Genomic DNA, 18,653 nt, shown 5'->3' with positions numbered 1-18,653 from the left:
TGCCGGCATGGCAAGGCCCTCTCCTTACAAGCGGGGATTCGTAGGTATGGGGCTTGCCCCATACAGGGCTTTCCCGGCGAAGCCCTATGCGGGGCAAGCCCCGCATCTACAGGCCCCGCGCCCACGCTCCAGCCGGGGCTCAGCCCTCGGCCAGCGACAGGAAGCCGAAGTGGAAGGCCGAGACGTGTGCCAGCGCGATGCGGCAGGTCACCGTGCCCACGCTCGGGGTCGGCGACTGGCCCGGCGAGAAATAGCGCACGTCGCGCAGGTGGATGTAGTGGCGGTGGCCGTCGGCGGGCTTGGGGTCCTCGCCGATCTGCGCCAGCGCCTGCTTGATGCCTTCCTCGATGCTGGCGGTGAGCCAGTTCTCCTGCATGTAGTTCTCGCGGCTGATGACGCGCCCGGAGATCAGCAGGCCGCCCACGGTCAGGGTGACCGGGATGTCGATCTCGGGGCTGTTCTCGGCCAGCTTGATGACCACTTCCAGTACGGGGTCGCTCATGGGTGGTTCCTGGTGATGGGAGGGATCAGGCCTGCGGCGGTGCATCGCGCAGTTCGCGGCGCAGGATCTTGCCGACGTTGGTCTTGGGCAGCTCGGTGCGGAACTCGACGATGCGCGGGTGCTTGTAGCCGGTGAGGTTGGCGCGGGCGAACTCCTTGACCTGTTCCTCGGTCAGGTTGGGGTCCTTCTTGACGATGACCACCTTGACCACCTCGCCGGATTTCTCGCTCGGCACGCCCACCGCGGCCACTTCCAGCACGCCGGGCATCATCGCGATCACGTCCTCGACCTCGTTCGGGTACACGTTGAAGCCCGACACCAGGATCATGTCCTTCTTGCGGTCGACGATGTAGAAGAAGCCCTTCTCGTCCATCTTCGCCATGTCGCCGGTATGCAGCCAACCATCGGCGTCGATGGCCTGGGCGGTTTCGTCCGGGCGCTGCCAGTAGCCCTTCATCACCTGCGGGCCGCGGATGCACAGTTCGCCCACTTCGCCGGTGGCCAGCGTCTTGCCGTCATCGTCCTTGACGCAGGCGTCGGTGGAAGGGATGGGCAGGCCGATGGCGCCGTTGTATTCGGCCAGGTCCAGCGGGTTGATGCAGGCCGCCGGCGAGGTCTCGGTCAGGCCGTAGGCTTCCACCAGGGTGACGCCGGTGACCTTCTTCCACTTCTCGGCCACCGCGCGCTGCACCGCCATGCCGCCGCCGAGGGTGACCTTGAGCGCGGAGAAGTCCACCTCGTCGAAGCCGGGGGTGTTGAGCAGGCCGTTGAACAGGGTGTTGACGCCGGTGATGGCGGTGAAGCGGGTGCCCTTGAGCTCCTTGACGAAGCCCTTCATGTCGCGCGGGTTGGTAATCAGGTAATTGAGCCCGCCGAGCTTCATGAAGACCAGCCCGTTCGCGGTCAGCGCGAAGATGTGGTACAGCGGCAGCGCGGTGATGATGACTTCCTCGCCGGGTTTGACGCCCGACGCGGAGATCCACGCCGAGGCCTGCTGCATGTTGGCGATCAGGTTGCGATGGGTGAGCATCGCGCCCTTGGCCACGCCGGTGGTGCCGCCGGTGTACTGCAGGAAGGCGATGTCGTCGTGGCTGATCTCCACCGGCGGCAGGGTGTGGCCGCCGCCCAGGCGCAGCGCCTCGCGGAAGCGGATGGCGCCGGGGATGCGGTAGTCCGGCACCATCTTCTTCACGTACTTGAGCACGAAGTTGACGATGGCGCCCTTGGGGAAGCCGAGCATGTCGCCCAGGCCGGTGGTGACCACCTGCTTGACCGGGGTGTCGGCGATGACCTGCTGCACGGTGTCGCCGAAGTTGTCCACCACCACCAGCACCGAAGCGCCGGCGTCGACCAGCTGGTGCTTGAGCTCGCGCGCGGTGTAGAGCGGGTTGACGTTCACCACGGTCAGGCCGGCGCGCAGGATGCCGAAGGTGGCGATCGGGTACTGCAGGCAGTTGGGCATCATCACCGCGACGCGGTCGCCCTTCTTCAGCTGCAGCTCGCCCAGCAGGTAGGCGGCGAACTGGCTGACCAGCGCATCGGCCTCGCCGTAGGTGAGGGTCTTGCCGAAGTTGGAATAGGCGGGGCGGTCGCGGAAGCGGGCGACGGAGGCGTCGAACACCGAGACGACCGAGCGGAACTCCTCGACATCGATCTCCGCCGGCACGCCGGCGGGATAACTCTGCAGCCACGGACGTTCCCGATTCATCATCCCCTCCAGGATTTGCATGTGGTTCGTATCGAATGTGCGGCCCGGCACGGCGCCGCCGTTGGTGGCAGCATACCGTCCAGAATGGAAAAGGCGAAGGGAGGGGAGCATGGCCCGAACGGTGTTGAACTGCCTGCGTATTGCATTGATCGCCTGCGCGCTTGCCGCCTGCACCCGGCAGGCGCCGGAGCAGCGCCTGCGTGCGGAGGTGGCGGCGATGCAGGAAGCGGCGGAAAACGGCCAGCCCAGGGCGTTCATGGCACGGGTGGCGCCGGACTTCATCGGCAACGACGGGCTGGACCGCGACGGGCTGGAACGCCTGCTGCGCGGCCAACTGCTGCTCAATGCCAAGGTCGGCGTGCGCACCGGGCCGCTGGAGGTGGAAATGGGGCAGGGCACGGCCACGGTGCGCTTCACCGTGCTGCTGACCGGCGGCAACGGCCGCTTCCTGCCCGAGCGCGGGCAGGTCTGGCAGGTGACCAGCGGCTGGCGCGAGCATGACGGTGACTGGCAGCTCTACAGCGCCGACTGGAGCGCGGCCGGGGAACGCTGAGCGAGATGACTCCCAGCGGCATCGATGAATGCGCGGACAGGTAGATGAATGGAGGCCATGGCGGCGCCGGCATCGTCATGCGCTTATCGCGCCGCGCTGTTTATGCTGCCGGCGAATTCCATGCCGGCGGCGCCGGCCCATGCAAGGAGAGTCCCATGACTGCTCGTACCGCTTTCCGCAATGTCTCCCTCGGCCTGCTGGCCACCGCCATGCTGTCGGCCTGCGCCACCGGCGGCTCGTATGTGCAGAGCGACCCCTACGGCAATCCGACCCAGCAGCAGAACCGTACCGGCAAGGGCGCACTGATCGGTGCCGCCATCGGCACCGCCGCCGGCCTGCTCAGCGGCAGCAGCGCCACCGAGCGCCGCCAGCACGCGATGATCGGCGCCGGCATCGGCGCGCTGGGTGGTGCGGCCGTCGGCAACTACCAGGACCGCCAGGAACGCGCGCTGCGCGAGCGCACCGCCAACACCGGCATCGACGTGCAGCGCCAGGGCGACAACATCACCCTGAACCTGCCCGACGGCATCACCTTCGACTTCAACAAGACCACGCTCAAGCCGCAGTTCTACGGCGCGCTCAACGGCGTGGCCTCGACCCTGGCCGAGTACAACCAGACCATGATCGAAGTGGTCGGCCACACCGACAGCATCGGCACCGACGCGGTCAACAACCGCATCTCCAAGGAGCGTGCCGACGCCGTGGCCGCCTACCTCAGCGCGCAGGGCGTGCAGCGCGAGCGCATCGAGACGCTGGGCGCCGGCAAGGCCTACCCGATCGCCAGCAACGACACCGAGGCCGGCCGCGCGCAGAACCGCCGGGTCGAGATCCGGGTGATCCCGCTGCGTTCGTGAGCCGGTCCGCACGATCGTGACGAAGGGAGCCGCGCAAGCGGCTCTTTTCGTCTGCGCCATCCATGCCATCTGGCCCATCCGGGCACCATCTGCGCGGTGCTAGATTCGGCCGATGCCGGCGCGGGAGGCGCTGCCGGTACCGCATAATCAGGGAGGCCGCATGTCCATCCACCGTACCGCCTGCATCACCGCGCTCGCGGTGAGCGCCAGCAGCCTGTTCCTCGCCACGCCTGCGTCCGCCGAGTACGCCAAGCCGCCGGCCGAACTGCTGAAGGTGCTGACCGCGCCGCCGCCGCCGATGCCCAGCGTCGATCCCACCGGCAAGCGCCTGCTGCTGACCACCAGCCAGACCTATCCGTCGATCAGCCGCGTCGCCCGGCCGTACCTGAAGCTGGCCGGCCTGCGCCTGGAGCCGGGCAACCGCAGCCGCCACGACACCCCGGGCGGCTACGGCATCCCCGCCTGCGTGGCCGACTTCACCCTGGTGGACATCGCCAGCGGCAAGGAAACCCGCGTGCCGCTACCGAAGGACGCCTGCGCCGGCGGCGCGCTGTGGTCGCCGGACGGCCAGCGCTTCGCCTTCCAGAACGTCGTCACCGATTCCGTACAGCTGTGGGTGGGCGATGCCGCCAGCGGCCAGGTCCGGCAGATCCCGGGCGCGCGCCTGAACCCCATGTTCGGCAGCACCGTGCAGTGGCTGGATGGCGGCAACCGCCTGCTGGTCAAGCTGGTGCCGGCCAACCAGGGCCCGGCGCCGGCCGGCGACGATGCCTACGGCCCGGACGTGCAGGAATCGCTCGGCGCCAAGGGCGTGAGCAGCACCTACGAAACCCGCGATACGCTCGCCAGCGAGCACGACGAACGCCTGTTCGCCTACTACGGCCAGTCGCAGCTGGCGGTGGTCGAGGCCGCTTCCGGCAAGGTGAATCCGGTCGGCGCGCCGCAGCTGTACAACGACGTCAACGGCGCACCCGACGGCGTGCACGTGCTGACCGAGACCATCAAGCCGCCGTTCTCGCACGCAGTCACCTACCAGCGCTTCGCCTACGACGTGGACGTGCTGGACGTGACCACCGGCAAGAGCGTGCGCATCGCCTCGCTGCCGCTGGCCGAGCGCGTGCCGGTGCACGGTGTGCCGGAAGGCCCGCGCGATTTCGACTGGCGTGCCACCGACCCGGCCACGCTGGTCTGGGCCGAAGCGCTGGACAAGGGCGACTGGAACGTCAGCGTGCCGCAGCGCGACAAGCTGATGCTGCAGTCCGCGCCGTTCACCGCGGCGCCGCGCGAGATCGCCCGCACCACCCAGCGCTACGCCGGCTTCGACTGGACCGCGCAACCGCAGCGCGCCTTCCTCAACGAATACGACGAGAACCGCCACTGGCGCCAGACCCGCATCGTCGACATCGACGACCCGAAGCGGGAAGCGCGCCTGCTGTGGGACCTGTCCAGCGACGAGCTGTACGACGACCCCGGCACCTTCGTCTACCAGCGCCTGCCCAACGGCGCTTACGTGGTGCGCGAGGAGGACGGCAAGGTGTTCCTGCGCGGGCAGGGCAGCTCGCCGCAGGGCGACCGCCCGTTCCTTGACCGCCTGGACCTGGCCACGCTCAAGAGCGAGCGCCTGTTCCGCAGCGCTCCTGACGCCTACGACCAGTTCCTCGGCTTCACCGCCGAACCGGGCCGCTACCTTACCTGGCACCAGTCGGTGATCGACCCGCCCAACGCCTGGCTGCGCGAACTGGGCGCGCGTGATGCGGCGGCCAAGGAAGGCGAAGCGCAGTACGCCGCCGACGGCCGCAAGCTGACCCGCATCGCCGACCCCACCCCGGAAGTGCGGCAGATCCAGAAGCGGCTAGTCACCTACAAGCGCGCCGACGGCATCGACCTGTCCTTCACCCTGTACACCCCGCCGGGCTACAAGGAAGGCGAGCGCCTGCCGGCGATCCTCTACGCCTACCCGGCCGACTTCGCCAACAGCGCGCAGGCCGGGCAGGTGTCCGGCTCGCAACAGACCTTCACCCGGCTGGCGCCGTACCGGCTGATGCTGCTGGCCGGCTACGCCATCATCGACAACGCCTCGTTCCCGATCGTCGGCGACCCGAAGAGCGCCTACGACACCTACCTGGAACAGCTCACCGCCGACGCCAGGGCCGCGGTGGACAAGGCGGTGGAACTGGGCGTGGTGGACCGCAACCGCATCGGCGTCACCGGCCACAGCCACGGCGGCCTGATGACCGCCAACCTGATCGCCCATACCGACCTGTTCAAGGCCGGCGTCGCCACCAGCGGCTCGTACAACAAGACCTTCACCCCGTTCGGCTTCCAGAACGAGCGCCGCTCGGTGTGGCAGGCGCAGGACGTATACCTGAAGGCCTCGCCGTACTTCTATGCCGACAGGATCAAGCTGCCGCTGCTGCTGGTGCACGGCGAGGACGACGCCAACCCCGGCACCGAACCGTTCCAGTCGCGCAAGCTCTACCAGGCCATCCGCGGCAACGGCGGCACCACCCGCCTGGTGATGCTGCCGCACGAACCGCACTGGTACACCGCGCTGGAATCCAACGAACAGCTGGTGGCGGAAATGCTGGCGTGGTTCGACCGTTACGTGAAGAACGCGCCGGCGCCGGCGGCTTCGGCCAAGTGAGCTGGCGATGAGTTGATCGCATAACGCGAAGGAGCCCGCGCAAGCGGGCTTTTTCTCTTTTTCGCAATGGTCCTGACCGCGGATTCAAAGCAGGCGTTCGGTGGAAGTCGCTGTCAGTCATGGATGACCGAGGTCGAACGAAGCTGTCGTCCCGGTATGCGACATACCCTGTCAGGGTGGGGAAGGGTTCCCGCCGGAGATATCTTCCGGACGAGACGCTGCTGTAGAGTGCCACCGCATGCAGCGGTACGAAACAGCGATACCGCATCAGGGATTCTCTGGATGCCGGACAACCGCGACATCGAAATACTCAACCTCATCAATGCGCTGGCGCACCAGGCGACAGCCGCCATGCAACGTTCGCTGCGGGATACCGAGCTCGGGCTCGTCGCCATGGAGGCTAGAACGTTGCGCTTCATCGCCCGCCATCCAGGCTGCACGCAGAACGATATCGTGCGCGAAAGCGGGCGCGACAAGGCCCAGATCGCACGCATCACCAAGGTGTTGCTGGAGCGTGGCGATATCCGGAAGAGAGCCATCGAGGGAGGGAAGCGGCAGCACCTGGAGGTCACACCGGCAGGGGCGAAGCTGCATGCCAAGGCCGAGGCGCTGCGGACGGTGGTTGCGCAGGCGCTGGTCGAGGGGCTCGCGCCTGAGGAGTGCAATGCGCTGGAGCGCATGCTGCGCCGCATGACTCAAGCAGATCAGAATCCATGAGTTGACTTTGTCAACCAAATTAGCAATAGTTGACAAAGTTAACTTCGCCCGCCTGGCGGAGCCTTGGATTTGTGAGGCTTTCCATGAACATCGTAGTGACCAAGCATGGCGAGGGGCAGGAGTCCACCGCGCTACATGACGAGTTGCGCCGTGCGCTGGCCGAAGTACGGCCAGCCGTGCTGATCGACGGAAACTGGCAGGCCCCCGCCGCGGGTAATTCGCTGGAAGTGGATGATCCCGCGGATGGCAGCCGCGTCGCGACGATCGCCGCAGGCGACGAGCAGGACATCGACCTCGCCGTGGCCGCCGCACAGCGAGCCTTCCAGCTTGGTCCCTGGCCGCGCCTGCCCGCTTCGCGCCGGGCGGCAATGCTGTTTGCACTGGCCGATGCGATCGAACGCGAGCAGGCGGAAATGGCGTTGCTCGAATCGATGGATGCCGGCCACAGCTTGCGATCGATAGCCAACGGTGACGTGCCGCTCGGCATCCGTTCGCTGCGTGACTATGCGGGCTGGGCGACCAAGATCGCGGGCGAGACGCCGATGCAACCCGCCGACACGACCTGCATGGACTATTTCCTGCGCGAGCCGATCGGTGTCGCCGGAATCATCACGCCGTGGAATGCGCCGTTCCTGATGGTGTTGCAGAAAGTCGCGACGGCACTCGCCGCAGGGTGCACCGTGGTGATCAAGCCAGCCGAGCTTGCGCCGCTGTCGGCGCTGCGCATCGGCCAGTTGTGTCTCGAGGTGGGTATCCCTGCCGGTGTCGTGAATATCGTGACCGGCACGGGCGCTGTGGCGGGTCAGGCGCTTGTCGATCATCCCGACGTCAACGTCGTCAGTTTTACCGGCTCCACGGCCGTCGGCAAGCGGATCATGGCCGCTGCTGCGGAGAGCAACCTCAAGCGTGTTGTCCTGGAACTCGGCGGGAAGTCGCCAGTGCTCGTGTTCGCCGATGCCGACCTGGACAAGGCGGCCAAGGCGATTGTCGGCGAGATCACTTTCAAGAGCGGGCAGTATTGCGCGGCAGGGTCGCGTGTGTTCGTACAGCGCTCGGTCTACGCCGCGCTGCTGGACAGGATGCAGGCTGCGATGGACCGGATATCCATCGGGCCGGGCCATCTGGCGACTACGGACATGGGGCCGATGATCTCTGCGGCGCAACGCATGCGTGCGCAGGAGATCATCGATCACAGCATTGCGGCCGGCGCAGTGGTCCAGCGTGGCGGCCATGCACGCTCCGGTCCTGGCTATTTCTACGAGCCGACCTTGATCACGCATGCCACCCCCGGCATGCGTGTTTCGCGCGAAGAAATCTTCGCGCCCGCGCTTGTGGTGACGCCATTCGATGACGCAGCCTCCCCGCATGAGGTCGCCGCACTGGCCAACGATTCCGCTTACGGGCTTTCCGCCAAGATCTGGGCGCGCGACATCGGCACGGTGCATTGCCTGATTCGACTGCTGCAAGCCGGCCAGGTCATCGTCAATGGTGGAGGTGGCGAAGCCACGTTGCCCTTTGGTGGCGTCAAACAGTCGGGCTTCGGGCGCGAGAACGGCCATGTCGGACTGTCGGCATTCACCGAAATCAAGGCGGTCCGGTTGGGCTACTGACCGGAAACCTGCTGCGGCTGCGGACAGATTGAGGGACGAATCGCAAGGGGATATCCCAAGCCGACAATGTCTTTACGGTGGCCAGACGATATGTCCCGGGGTTGTATCGGGTGCTTACCCGAACGCAGTGGGATAACTCACCTCGGCAGCCGGCGCTCCGCCCGCCAGCGGCAACGCCAGAAAATACTCCGCGGGAACTCTCACGCGTCGCTCCGTCTTCACGAACCATCCACGTGTTCCAACATCAGCTGAAGGCGGAGTCATGGCCTCTGCAAAAAGGCCGCTATATTCCAAGCTCCCCGACGAAGGAGGAGTGGAATGTTTCTGACCAAACAACATCTGAAGACGGCAGGCATGCTTGGCGTCGCGATCATCGCCACCTCGAGCCTTGGCGCCTGTGCCACCTACAAAAACGAGTTCGCGAACATCAACACCCGCCTGGATCAGCTCGACGCGAAGGTGCAGGGCGCGGCCCAGAGCGCCGAGTCCGCCAACCAGTCCGCGCAGCGGGCCAACCAGCGCCTGGATCAGATCGAAGGTCGCGTCCAGCAGCTCGAAACGGCGCCCCGCCGCGCGGCGCGCGGCTAGTCGCTCTTGCACGATTCGTGATGAATTCCTGAATCAGGAACCCGGTGGCCTTTGCGGGCCACTGGTTTCCCTTCGTCACGCAGTCTTCCGTTTCGAAGGAGTCTCCCATCCGTATTTACAGACATGCTGCAGTCCGGGCCGTTCATGGCGCGCTGGCATTGGCGCTGGCATGCGCGAGCATCGGCGTGGCCAGCGCCGAGGATGCCGCCGCGCAACCGGTAGCCGCCGTCGATCAGCTTCCGCAGGGCCAGGACGTGTCCGACACGGTGATCGAACTTGCGGGTTGGGTTGTCGCAACCCGGGACAGCGAAGGTTATCCCTTCGCGATCATGGACAAGGCCGCTGCACAGATCCTGGTGTTCGGCGGCGACGGCCGGCTCCGCGGCGCGGCGCCTGCGCTGTTCGGCTCGGCGACGGGCGATCACATCGCCCCCGGCGTCGCCGGTCTGGCGCTTCGCGAGATTCCGGGGCGGGATCGCACGACGCCTGCGGGTCGCTTCGTGGGCGGTTTCGGCCCGTCGATAGATGCCGGGCGCGTGCTGTGGGTGGACTATGATTCCGCGGTCTCCATCCACCCTACCGCTACCGGTGTCCCTGCCGAGAGGCGCCCCGAGCGTCTTGCATCGCCCTCGCCGGACGACAATCGCATCACGCATGGCTGCATCAATGTCTCGCCCGGGTTCTACGAGCAGGTCGTCCGCCAGACGTTCGAGCGGGGCGGGGTTTTCTACATCCTGCCGGACAAGGCGCCGCTGGCCGAGACCTTCCCGGAGTTCGTGCAAAGCCGCACGGTAGCGCCCGGAAATGGTGGAAGACGCGCCGGACGCGCCCACCATTGAAGCGTGCGTCGAAGTATCACCTTGGGTGTGCGAGGCAGTACCGCGGCTGGTCAGCTTGATTCCTGCGCGGGTCCATTCCGCTTGTGGCGAAAGCCAGCCGTGAGCCCGCTTGGCATCATGGCGAATCCCATCAGGCATTCGCCTGGAATGCAGTGTGATAGCTGACTTCGGCGGCAGGGATTCCACCAGCCAGCGGCAACGTCTGGAAATACTCCGCAGGCACTCCGGGCAGCACCAACTGCTCGTACGCCCTGAATCCAAAGCGTGCGTAGTAGCCCGGATCACCCAACAGCACGCAACCGGCACTGTCCATCGCCTTGAGCCGTTCGATGGCTTCGAGCATCAACGCCGAGCCGATGCCGCGGCCTTGCCGGTCCGGGCGCACCGAGATCGGGCCTAGTCCGTGCCAACCAGCGTCGCCGGAGGACAGCGTCACCGGCGATACCGCGACATGGCCCACGAGGTCGTCGCCTTCCACCGCCACCAGCGAAACGCTCAACTGCCCGGCCTTGCGCAGGGCGGCGACGATGAAGTGCTCGGTATGGCTGGTGTGCGGTGCGTTGGCGAACGCGGCCTCGGTGAGGCGGGCGATGGCGTTCACGTCGTTGGGTTGCTCGTTGCGGATAGAGAGGTTCATGGGCGTCGAGGAGCAAGGGGCATTCGCATGCCGGGAAATCCAGGTGGCTGCCGGCGGCAAGGTGCGGCCGAGCAGGCGGACTGTTGCTGCTGGTGGTGGCCGGTGACGAGCGTTACGCGATGCCTACACACAAGCGGTGACTCAGAAACAACATGGCCTTCCGCTGGAGAAGGCCATCTTGATGTGGCGCGACCGCTCTTCCACGAAAGGCAGAGCCATTGGCTTGTCTGGATCAGCCAGGAATGCCGGGCAGGTCCAGTCCTTTTTCCTTCGCGCAGTCGATGGCGATGTCGTAGCCGGCATCGGCGTGGCGCATGACGCCGGTGCCGGGGTCGTTCCACAGCACGCGGGCGATGCGCCGGTCGGCGGCCTCGCTGCCGTCGCAGACGATGACCACGCCGGAGTGCTGGCTGTAGCCCATGCCGACGCCGCCGCCGTGGTGCAGGCTGACCCACGTCGCGCCGCCGGCGACGTTGAGCATGGCGTTGAGCAGCGGCCAGTCGGACACGGCGTCGGAACCGTCCTTCATCGCTTCGGTCTCGCGGTTGGGCGAGGCGACGCTGCCGGAGTCGAGGTGGTCGCGGCCGATGACGACCGGTGCCTTCAGCTCACCGTTGCGCACCATTTCGTTGAACGCCAAACCGAGCTTGTGGCGCAGGCCCAGGCCGACCCAGCAGATGCGCGCGGGCAGGCCCTGGAAGCTGATGCGCTCGCGCGCCATGTCCAGCCAGCGGTGCAGGTGCGGGTCGTCGGCGATGATTTCCTTGACCTTGGCGTCGGTCCTGTAGATGTCCTCCGGGTCGCCGGAAAGCGCCACCCAGCGGAACGGGCCGACGCCGCGGCAGAACAGCGGGCGCACGTAGGCCGGCACGAAGCCGGGGAAGTCGAAGGCGTTCTCCAGGCCTTCGTCGAAGGCCATCTGGCGGATGTTGTTGCCGTAGTCCACGGTAGGGATGCCGGCGGCGTGGAACGCGAGCATCGCTTCGACGTGCACGCGCATGGCAGCCTTGGCGGCGTCACGCACCTTCTCCGGGTTGGCCTTCTGTTCGGCCAGCCACTGTTCCACCGTCCAACCGATCGGCAAGTAGCCGTGCACCGGGTCGTGGGCGCTGGTCTGGTCGGTCACGCAGTCCGGGCGCACGCCGCGCTTCACCAGTTCCGGCAGGATTTCGGCGGCGTTGCCGAGCAGGGCGATGGATTTTGCTTCGCCGGCGGTGGTGTACTTGGCGATGCGCGCCAGTGCGTCGTCGAGGTCGCTGGCCTGTTCGTCCACGTAGCGGGTGCGCAGGCGGAAGTCGATGCTGCTCTGGCGGCATTCGATGGTCAGGCTGCTGGCACCGGCCAGCGAGGCGGCCAGCGGCTGCGCGCCGCCCATGCCGCCGAGGCCGGCGGTGAGGATCCACTTGCCGCTCAGGCTGCCGCCGTAGTGCTGGCGGCCCATCTCGACGAAGGTTTCGTAGGTGCCCTGCACGATGCCCTGCGAGCCGATGTAGATCCACGAGCCGGCGGTCATCTGGCCGTACATCATCAGACCCTTTTTATCGAGCTCGTTGAAGTGCTCCCAGTTGGCCCAGTGCGGCACCAGGTTGGAGTTGGCGATCAGCACGCGCGGTGCGTCGGGGTGGGTGGGGAACACGCCGACCGGCTTGCCGGACTGCACCAGCAGGGTCTGGTTGTCGTCCAGCCGCTTCAGTGTTTCCAGAATCCTGTCGTAGCTCTCCCAGTCGCGCGCGGCGCGGCCGATGCCGCCGTAGACGACCAGCGACGTCGGGTCTTCGGCCACTTCGGCGTCGAGGTTGTTCTGCAGCATGCGGAACGGCGCCTCGGTCTGCCAGGACTTGCAGTTGAGGGTGTTGCCGCGCGGTGCGCGCGGGCTGCGGGTGGGGTCGTGGCGGGTCATGAGTCTCTCCGGGAGGCGAAATCTAGGCTGGCGCGCAGTACCTGTTGCAGGGTGTCGCGTACCGGCGTGGCGTGGGTTGGGTCGTAAGGTGTGGGCCAGTTGTTTTCGTCGACCGTGGCCGGCTCGTGCATGTAGCCGCGGCAGGCCAGCTCCATCTGCAGGGTGTGCACGCCGCCGGGGATGTTGCTGTAGTGGCGGGTGATCCAGCCGCCCTTGAAGCGGCCGTTGCGCACGTGGCCCAAGCCGCTCAGGGCGCACAGGTTCTCGACCACGTCGGTCAATGCGTTGTCGCAGGAGGTGTCGCCGGCTCCCGATGGGCCCGCCGTGCCGATGTTGAACTGCGGCAGTTCGCCGTCGAACAGGTGCGGGATGCGCGAGCGGATCGAGTGCGCGTCGTACACCACCACGGTGCCGTGGCGTTGGCGCAGGCGTGCGATCTGTTCGGCCAGCGCGGCGTGGTAGGGCGCGAAATATGTGTCGCGGCGGCGCGCGATCTCGGCTTCGTCCGGTTCGTGGCCGGTGCGATACAGCGGCTGGTTATCGAAGGTGGTGGTCGGGCACAGGCCGGTGGTGTTCTGGCCGGGGTACAGCGACACGCCGGACGGGTCGCGGTTGAGGTCGATCACCGAACGCGACAGGGTCGAGCGCACGGTGGTGGCGCCGAGTTCGCGGGCGAAGGCATACAGCTCGTGCACCCACCAGTCGGCGTCGCGCCGGGCCAGCCAGGGCGAGACGAAATTGCCGGCCAGTTCACCGGGCAGGTCGGTGCCGGTGTGCGGGAAGCTGACGATCAATGGAGCGTCGCCTTGGTGGAGGTGGAGCCAGTCGGGAATCGGGGTCATCTGCAAACCTATGTTCGGCAGGAGCGGCAGGTTGTGGCGAAGGTGATGGCTTTTCCCTTCTCCCGCCGGGAGAAGGTGCCCGTAGGGCGAATGAGGGGTGGATGGAGTCAGTAATGGTTGAACCATCTGGACTCCGTTCGCCCCTCATCCCAACCCCTCTCCCGGTGGGAGAGGGGCTTTCAGATTTCCACCTGCGGCAGCACCGAATGCAGGCCAACAGCCAGCGCACCGCTGCGCACGAGGCCGGTGGCGATCACCATGTCCGGATGGAAATAGCGGTCGTCCTGCAAGGTCGGCACCTGCGCGCGCAGGGTGGCACGCACCTTTTCCAATGCCTCGCTGGAGCGCAGCGGGGCGTGGAAGTCGCAGCCCTGCGCGGCGGCCAGCAGTTCGATGCCGACGACATTGGCGGCGTTCTCGGCCATCGCCAGCAGGCGGCGCGCGCCGTGCGCGGCCATCGACACGTGGTCTTCCTGGTTGGCCGAGGTCGGGATCGAATCGACGCTGGCCGGATAGGCGCGCTGCTTGTTCTCCGACACCAGCGCCGCGGCGGTGACCTGCGGGATCATGAAACCCGAGTTCAGGCCGGGCTTCGGGGTCAGGAACGCCGGCAGGCCGGACAGCGCCGGGTCGACCAGCATCGCGACGCGGCGCTCGCTGATCGAGCCGATTTCGCAGATCGCCATCGCCAGCATGTCGGCGGCGAAGGCCACCGGCTCGGCGTGGAAGTTGCCGCCGCTCAGCGCTTCGCCGGTGTCGGTGAACACCAGCGGGTTGTCGGACACGCCGTTGGCCTCGATTTCCAGCGTGGTCGCCGCCTGGCGGATCACGTCGAACGCCGCGCCCATCACCTGCGGCTGGCAGCGCAGGCAGTACGGGTCCTGCACGCGCACGTCGTTGTCGCGGTGCGATTCGCGGATGGCCGACCCCTGCATCAGCGTGCGCAACGCGGCGGCGGTGGCGATCTGCCCGCGCTGGCCACGGATGCCGTGGATACGCGGGTCGAACGGGGTGTCCGAACCCTTGGCCGCTTCCACCGACAACGCGCCGGTGACCAGCGCGGCCTGGAACACGGTCTCGATCTCGAACAGCCCGGCCAGCGCGTAGGCGGTGGAATACTGGGTGCCGTTGAGCAGCGCCAGGCCTTCCTTCGCGCCCAGCACCAGCGGTTCCAGCCCGGCCTGCTTGAATGCCTGTTCGGCCGGCATGCGCACGCCGCCGACGAAGGCTTCGCCGACGCCGATCATCACGCTGGCAAGGTGCGACAGCGGCGCGAGGTCGCCGGATGCGCCGACCGAGCCCTGGCACGGCACCACGGGCACCACGTCCTGCTGCAGCATGGCTTCCAGCAGCGCCAGCGTCTGCGGGCGAATGCCGGAAGCGCCCTGTGCGAGGCTGGTGAGCTTGAGCGCCATCATCAGCCGCACCACGCTGGCCGGCATCGGCTCGCCGACGCCGGCCGCGTGCGACAGCACGATGTTGCGTTGCAGGGTTTCCAGGTCTTCGCGCTCGATGCGCACGCTGGCCAGCTTGCCGAAGCCGGTGTTGATGCCATAGACCGGCTCGCCCTTGGCGACGATGGCTTCGACCACCTGCGCGCTGCGCAGCACGGCGGCCTGCGCCGATGCGTCCAGACGCACGTCGGCGCCGCGGTAGACCTGTCGCCATTGCGCCAGCGGGACGTGGCCGGGGCGAAGCACGAGGGGGGAATTCATCGGGTTACTCCAGGTTTTCAAGGGTAGGTGCGGGGGCTTGCCCCGCACGGTTGTTGGTGATGTGCGGGGCGAGCCCCGCACCTACGGTGTTGGTATGCCGCGGAACACGCGCGCGTGCAGCGGGTTGAAGCCCATGCGGTAGACCAGGTCGGCCGGGGCGTCGATGTCCCAGAGGGCGAGGTCGCAGTCCATGCCGGCGGCCAGCCGGCCGATGCGATCGAAGCGGCCGAGTGCGCGCGCGGCTTCGCGGGTGAAGCCGGCGATGCATTCGTCGACGGTCATGCGGAACAGGGTGGCGGCCATGTTCATCGCCAGCAGCGGGCTGGTCAGCGGTGAGGTGCCGGGGTTGCTGTCGGTGGCCAGCGCCAGCGGCACGCCGGCCTCGCGCAGCTTCTGCAAAGGCGGCGGGGTGGTGTCGCGGGTGAAGTAGTAGGCGCCGGGCAGCAGCACGGCGACGGTGCCGGCCGCGCGCATCGCGGCGATGCCGGCGTCGTCCAGATGCTCGATGTGGTCGGCGGACAACGCGCCATGCTGCGCGGCCAGTTCGGCACCGTGCTGGTTGCTCAGCTGCTCGGCGTGGATCTTGATCTTCAGCCCGTGTGCATGGGCGGCGGCGAACACCTGCGCGGCCTGTTCGCGCGAGAAGGCGATGTTCTCGCAGAACACGTCCACTGCCTCGGCCAGCCCTTCGGTGGCAATGGCCGGGAGCATCACGTTGCACACTTCGTCGAGATATTCCTGCGCCTGCCGCCCCGGCGGCACCGCATGCGCGCCGAGGAAGGTGGGGACGACCTCGACCTTGCGCAGCTGCGCCAGTTGCTTCGCCACGCGCAGTTGCTTGCGCTCGTCGTCCAGCGTCAGCCCGTAGCCGGACTTGATCTCGACGGTGGTGACGCCTTCGGCCAGCATCGCGTCCAGCCGGGGCAGGGTGGCCTTCAGCAATGCCGCATCGTCGGCCCCGCGGGTAGCGCGCACGGTGGAGACGATGCCGCCGCCGGCGCGGGCGATGTCAGCGTAGCTCACGCCTTGCAGGCGCTGCTCGAACTCGTTGGCGCGGTTGCCGGCGTAGACCAGGTGGGTGTGGCAGTCGATCAGGCCGGGGCCGATCCAGCGGCCGCCACAGTCGATGCGCTGCGCGGCGTCGAACGCGGGGGCGCCGGCAGCGGGGCCGGCGTACAGGATGCGGCCATCGCGCGCGGCAACGATGCCGTCGCGGACGATGCCCAGCCCGCCGGTCGCGTCGTCGAGCGTCATCAGGTGGGCGTTGTGCCAGACCGTATCGCAGTGCATGCGCGTCTCTCGCGTCTATTTGTATATACAATAATCAGCGACTACCGGGAGTGTCCAGCGATGGCGAACGAAGTTTCCAATCCGCAGCGTTTCCATGCCGCGCAGGCCCTGCTGCCGCAGGGCTGGGCGCGCGACGTGCGCATCGACTGCGCGGACGGGCGGGTCGTCGCGGTGGCGGCCGGCGTGCCGGCCGGCGCCGATGCGCAGGCGCTGGGCGTGGTGGTGCCGGGGCTGGGCAACCTGCACAGCCATGCCTTCCAGCGGGCGATGGCCGGGCTGACCGAGGTGGGCGGGCGTTCGGGCGACAGCTTCTGGAGCTGGCGCGAGCTGATGTACCGCTTCCTCGACCGGCTGACCCCGGACGACCTGCAGGCCGTGGCCGAACAGGCCTACATGGAAATGCTGGAATCGGGCTTCACCCGCGTCGGCGAATTCCATTACCTGCACCACGCGCCGGACGGCCGGCGTTACGCCGACCACGCCGAAATGTCCGGCCGCATCGCCGCGGCCGCGGCCGCGACCGGATTGGGGCTGACCCTGCTGCCGGTGTTCTACGCCCACAGCGATTTTGGCGGCGCCGCACCGCTGCCGGCGCAGCGCCGCTTCCTGCACGACGTCGAAGGTTTCGCCGCGCTGCTGGACGGCTGCCGGCAGGCGCTGCGCGACACGCCGGACGCGGTGCTGGGGCTGGCCCCGCACAGCCTGCGCGCGTGCACGCCGCAGCAGTTGCAGGCACTGCCGGCACTGGTGGACGGGCCGGTCCACATCCACATCGCCGAGCAGGTGCGCGAAGTCGACGCCTGCCTGGCGTGGAGCGGGCAGCGCCCGGTGCAATGGCTGCTGGGCAACATGCCGGTGGACGAGCGTTGGTGCCTGGTGCACGCCACCCATCTCGAAGCCGATGAAGTGCATGGCATTGCCGCCAGCGGTGCGATGGCCGGCCTGTGCCCGGTCACCGAGGCCAACCTTGGCGACGGCCTGTTCCCGATGCGCGAGTTCGTGGGGCAGGGCGGGCGCTTCGGCGTCGGTTCCGATTCCAACGTGCTGATCGACGCGGCCGAGGAACTGCGGCTGCTCGAATACGGCCAGCGCCTTGCCCTGCGCGGGCGCAACGTGGTGTCGCCGGGCGCGCTGTCCAGCGGCCGCTGGCTGTACCAGCAGGCGCAGGCCGGCGCGGCGCAGGCGCTGGGCGTGCAGGCCGGCTTGGCGGTGGACGCACCGGCCGACCTGGTCGAACTGGATACATCGCACCCCTCGCTGCATGGCCGCGAAGGCGATGCGCTGCTCGACAGCTGGGTGTTCGCCGCGCGCGGCGGCGCAGTGCGCTCGGTGTGGCGCAATGGCCGGCAGTGGGTGCGCGATGGCCGCCACGTCCACCGCGACGCCGTGGCCGTGCGCTATCGTGCGGCGCTGCAACGGATACTGGGCTGAACGCGCGCGTGGACAAGATCAGGAAGAAGGCGCCCAGCCTCAACCAGCGCATCCGCGGCGACATCGAAGGCCGCATCCTCAGCGGCGAATGGATGCCGGGCTTCCGCATCCCGTTCGAGCACGAGCTGATGGCGCAGTACGGCTGCTCGCGGATGACGGTGAACAAGGTGCTCACCGCGCTGGCCGAGAGCGGCATGATCGAGCGCCGCCGCCGCGCCGGTTCGTTCGTGGCGCGGCAGTCGCCGCACCTGGAGCAGGTGGCGCTGGAAATCCCCGACATCGCGCTGGCGGTGGGCGGGCGCGGCCACGCCTACGGCTTCCGCCTGCTGGAGCGCGCGCACCGCAAGGCGCGCGCCGAGGTGGCCGAGGAGGTGCGGCTGGTCGGCAAGGACAAGCTGCTGGCGATGCGCTGCCTGCACCTGGCCGATGGCCGGCCGCTGGCGCTGGAGCGGCGGTTGATCAACCCGGAGGCGGTGCCGGAGACGCTGGACGTGGATTTTTCGCGGCACGCGCCGGGCAGCTGGCTGCTGCAGAACGTGTCGTGGACGCGCGGCCAGCACCGCATCAGCGCGGTGGCCGCCGATGCCGACGAGGCGGCGCTGCTGCAGGTGCCGGTGGGTACCGCCTGCCTGGTGATCGACCGCCAGACCTGGCTCGGCGAGCAGCCCATCACCTGGGTGCGGCAGATGTTCCTCGGCGACGCCTACGACCTGGTGGCGCGTTTCGCACCGGGGCTGTAGGCGAGAAACGAGTGGAGAGGAACGAGTGAAAGCAATCGATTTCACGCAATTGGAGTTGCGCTTGCCTTTACTTGTTCCTCGTT

The 18,653-nt window shown here is 67.7% G+C and carries 16 protein-coding genes; 9 read left to right on the top strand and 7 right to left on the bottom strand.

All coding sequences use genetic code 11. The features are described from left to right. Positions 1-139: 139 nt before the first annotated feature. On the bottom strand, positions 140-502 hold the full coding sequence (locus MIC98_RS11010; protein WP_057641045.1) for a hypothetical protein: 363 nt from the start codon (positions 500-502) through the stop codon (positions 140-142). A gap of 25 nt (positions 503-527) precedes the next feature. Continuing rightward, positions 528-2,210 (bottom strand): long-chain fatty acid--CoA ligase, encoded by a 1,683-nt coding sequence (locus tag MIC98_RS11005; RefSeq protein WP_239737193.1) that lies wholly within the window; start codon positions 2,208-2,210, stop codon positions 528-530. A 109-nt stretch (positions 2,211-2,319) separates the two neighbouring features. Here MIC98_RS11005 and MIC98_RS11000 point away from each other — a divergent pair, with 109 nt between their 5' ends. The 7 genes from MIC98_RS11000 (at position 2,320) to MIC98_RS10970 (ending at position 10,015) form a co-directional block, all read left to right on the top strand. Then, positions 2,320-2,763 (top strand): nuclear transport factor 2 family protein, encoded by a 444-nt coding sequence (locus tag MIC98_RS11000; protein WP_239737192.1) that lies wholly within the window; start codon positions 2,320-2,322, stop codon positions 2,761-2,763. 155 nt (positions 2,764-2,918) lie between these two features. Beyond that, the gene (locus MIC98_RS10995) at positions 2,919-3,617 is read left to right on the top strand and encodes an OmpA family protein (protein WP_057641057.1); all 699 of its coding nucleotides are present in this window, start codon (positions 2,919-2,921) and stop codon (positions 3,615-3,617) included. Positions 3,618-3,777: 160 nt separating this feature from the next. Then, positions 3,778-6,261 carry a prolyl oligopeptidase family serine peptidase gene (locus MIC98_RS10990; protein ID WP_239737191.1) on the top strand — a complete coding sequence of 828 codons (2,484 nt, stop codon included), beginning with the start codon at positions 3,778-3,780 and terminating at the stop codon, positions 6,259-6,261. Between the two features lie 282 nt (positions 6,262-6,543). Further along, positions 6,544-6,978 (top strand): MarR family transcriptional regulator, encoded by a 435-nt coding sequence (locus tag MIC98_RS10985; RefSeq protein ID WP_239737190.1) that lies wholly within the window; start codon positions 6,544-6,546, stop codon positions 6,976-6,978. 83 nt (positions 6,979-7,061) lie between these two features. Continuing rightward, positions 7,062-8,588, top strand: a complete 1,527-nt coding sequence (locus MIC98_RS10980) for an aldehyde dehydrogenase family protein (RefSeq protein ID WP_239737189.1) — start codon at positions 7,062-7,064, stop codon at positions 8,586-8,588. Between the two features lie 318 nt (positions 8,589-8,906). Beyond that, entirely contained in the window at positions 8,907-9,176 is a 270-nt protein-coding gene (locus tag MIC98_RS10975; protein ID WP_239737188.1) for a hypothetical protein, read from the top strand. A 152-nt stretch (positions 9,177-9,328) separates the two neighbouring features. Then, entirely contained in the window at positions 9,329-10,015 is a 687-nt protein-coding gene (locus MIC98_RS10970; RefSeq protein WP_345772173.1) for a hypothetical protein, read from the top strand. 130 nt (positions 10,016-10,145) lie between these two features. Here the strand turns inward: MIC98_RS10970 and MIC98_RS10965 are convergent, their stop codons facing one another. The 5 genes from MIC98_RS10965 to hutI all read right to left on the bottom strand — a co-directional run bounded on the left by MIC98_RS10965 (position 10,146) and on the right by hutI (position 16,399). Then, complete coding sequence (locus MIC98_RS10965; RefSeq protein WP_239737187.1) at positions 10,146-10,652, bottom strand: N-acetyltransferase; 507 nt, start codon at positions 10,650-10,652, stop codon at positions 10,146-10,148. A gap of 232 nt (positions 10,653-10,884) precedes the next feature. Further along, positions 10,885-12,552: a urocanate hydratase gene (hutU, locus tag MIC98_RS10960; RefSeq protein ID WP_239737186.1), complete on the bottom strand. Its 1,668-nt coding sequence runs from the start codon at positions 12,550-12,552 to the stop codon at positions 10,885-10,887. Beyond that, the gene (gene hutG / locus MIC98_RS10955; RefSeq protein WP_239737185.1) at positions 12,549-13,394 is read right to left on the bottom strand and encodes an N-formylglutamate deformylase; all 846 of its coding nucleotides are present in this window, start codon (positions 13,392-13,394) and stop codon (positions 12,549-12,551) included. The genes hutU and hutG overlap by 4 nt, the downstream gene beginning before the upstream one ends. Before the next feature lie 179 nt (positions 13,395-13,573). Next, positions 13,574-15,109 carry a histidine ammonia-lyase gene (gene hutH, locus MIC98_RS10950; protein ID WP_239737184.1) on the bottom strand — a complete coding sequence of 512 codons (1,536 nt, stop codon included), beginning with the start codon at positions 15,107-15,109 and terminating at the stop codon, positions 13,574-13,576. A gap of 81 nt (positions 15,110-15,190) precedes the next feature. Continuing rightward, complete coding sequence (gene hutI / locus MIC98_RS10945; protein ID WP_239737183.1) at positions 15,191-16,399, bottom strand: imidazolonepropionase; 1,209 nt, start codon at positions 16,397-16,399, stop codon at positions 15,191-15,193. 60 nt (positions 16,400-16,459) lie between these two features. Between hutI and MIC98_RS10940 the strand changes: the two genes are divergently transcribed. After that, the gene (locus tag MIC98_RS10940) at positions 16,460-17,830 is read left to right on the top strand and encodes a formimidoylglutamate deiminase (protein ID WP_239737182.1); all 1,371 of its coding nucleotides are present in this window, start codon (positions 16,460-16,462) and stop codon (positions 17,828-17,830) included. Positions 17,831-17,847: 17 nt separating this feature from the next. Continuing rightward, positions 17,848-18,570: a histidine utilization repressor gene (gene hutC, locus MIC98_RS10935; RefSeq protein ID WP_239738140.1), complete on the top strand. Its 723-nt coding sequence runs from the start codon at positions 17,848-17,850 to the stop codon at positions 18,568-18,570. Positions 18,571-18,653: the final 83 nt, after the last annotated feature.

This window comes from Stenotrophomonas sp. NLF4-10 (assembly GCF_022359915.1).
Lineage (GTDB): Bacteria > Pseudomonadota > Gammaproteobacteria > Xanthomonadales > Xanthomonadaceae > Stenotrophomonas > Stenotrophomonas daejeonensis.
This window is presented reverse-complemented; position numbering and strand designations above follow the sequence as displayed.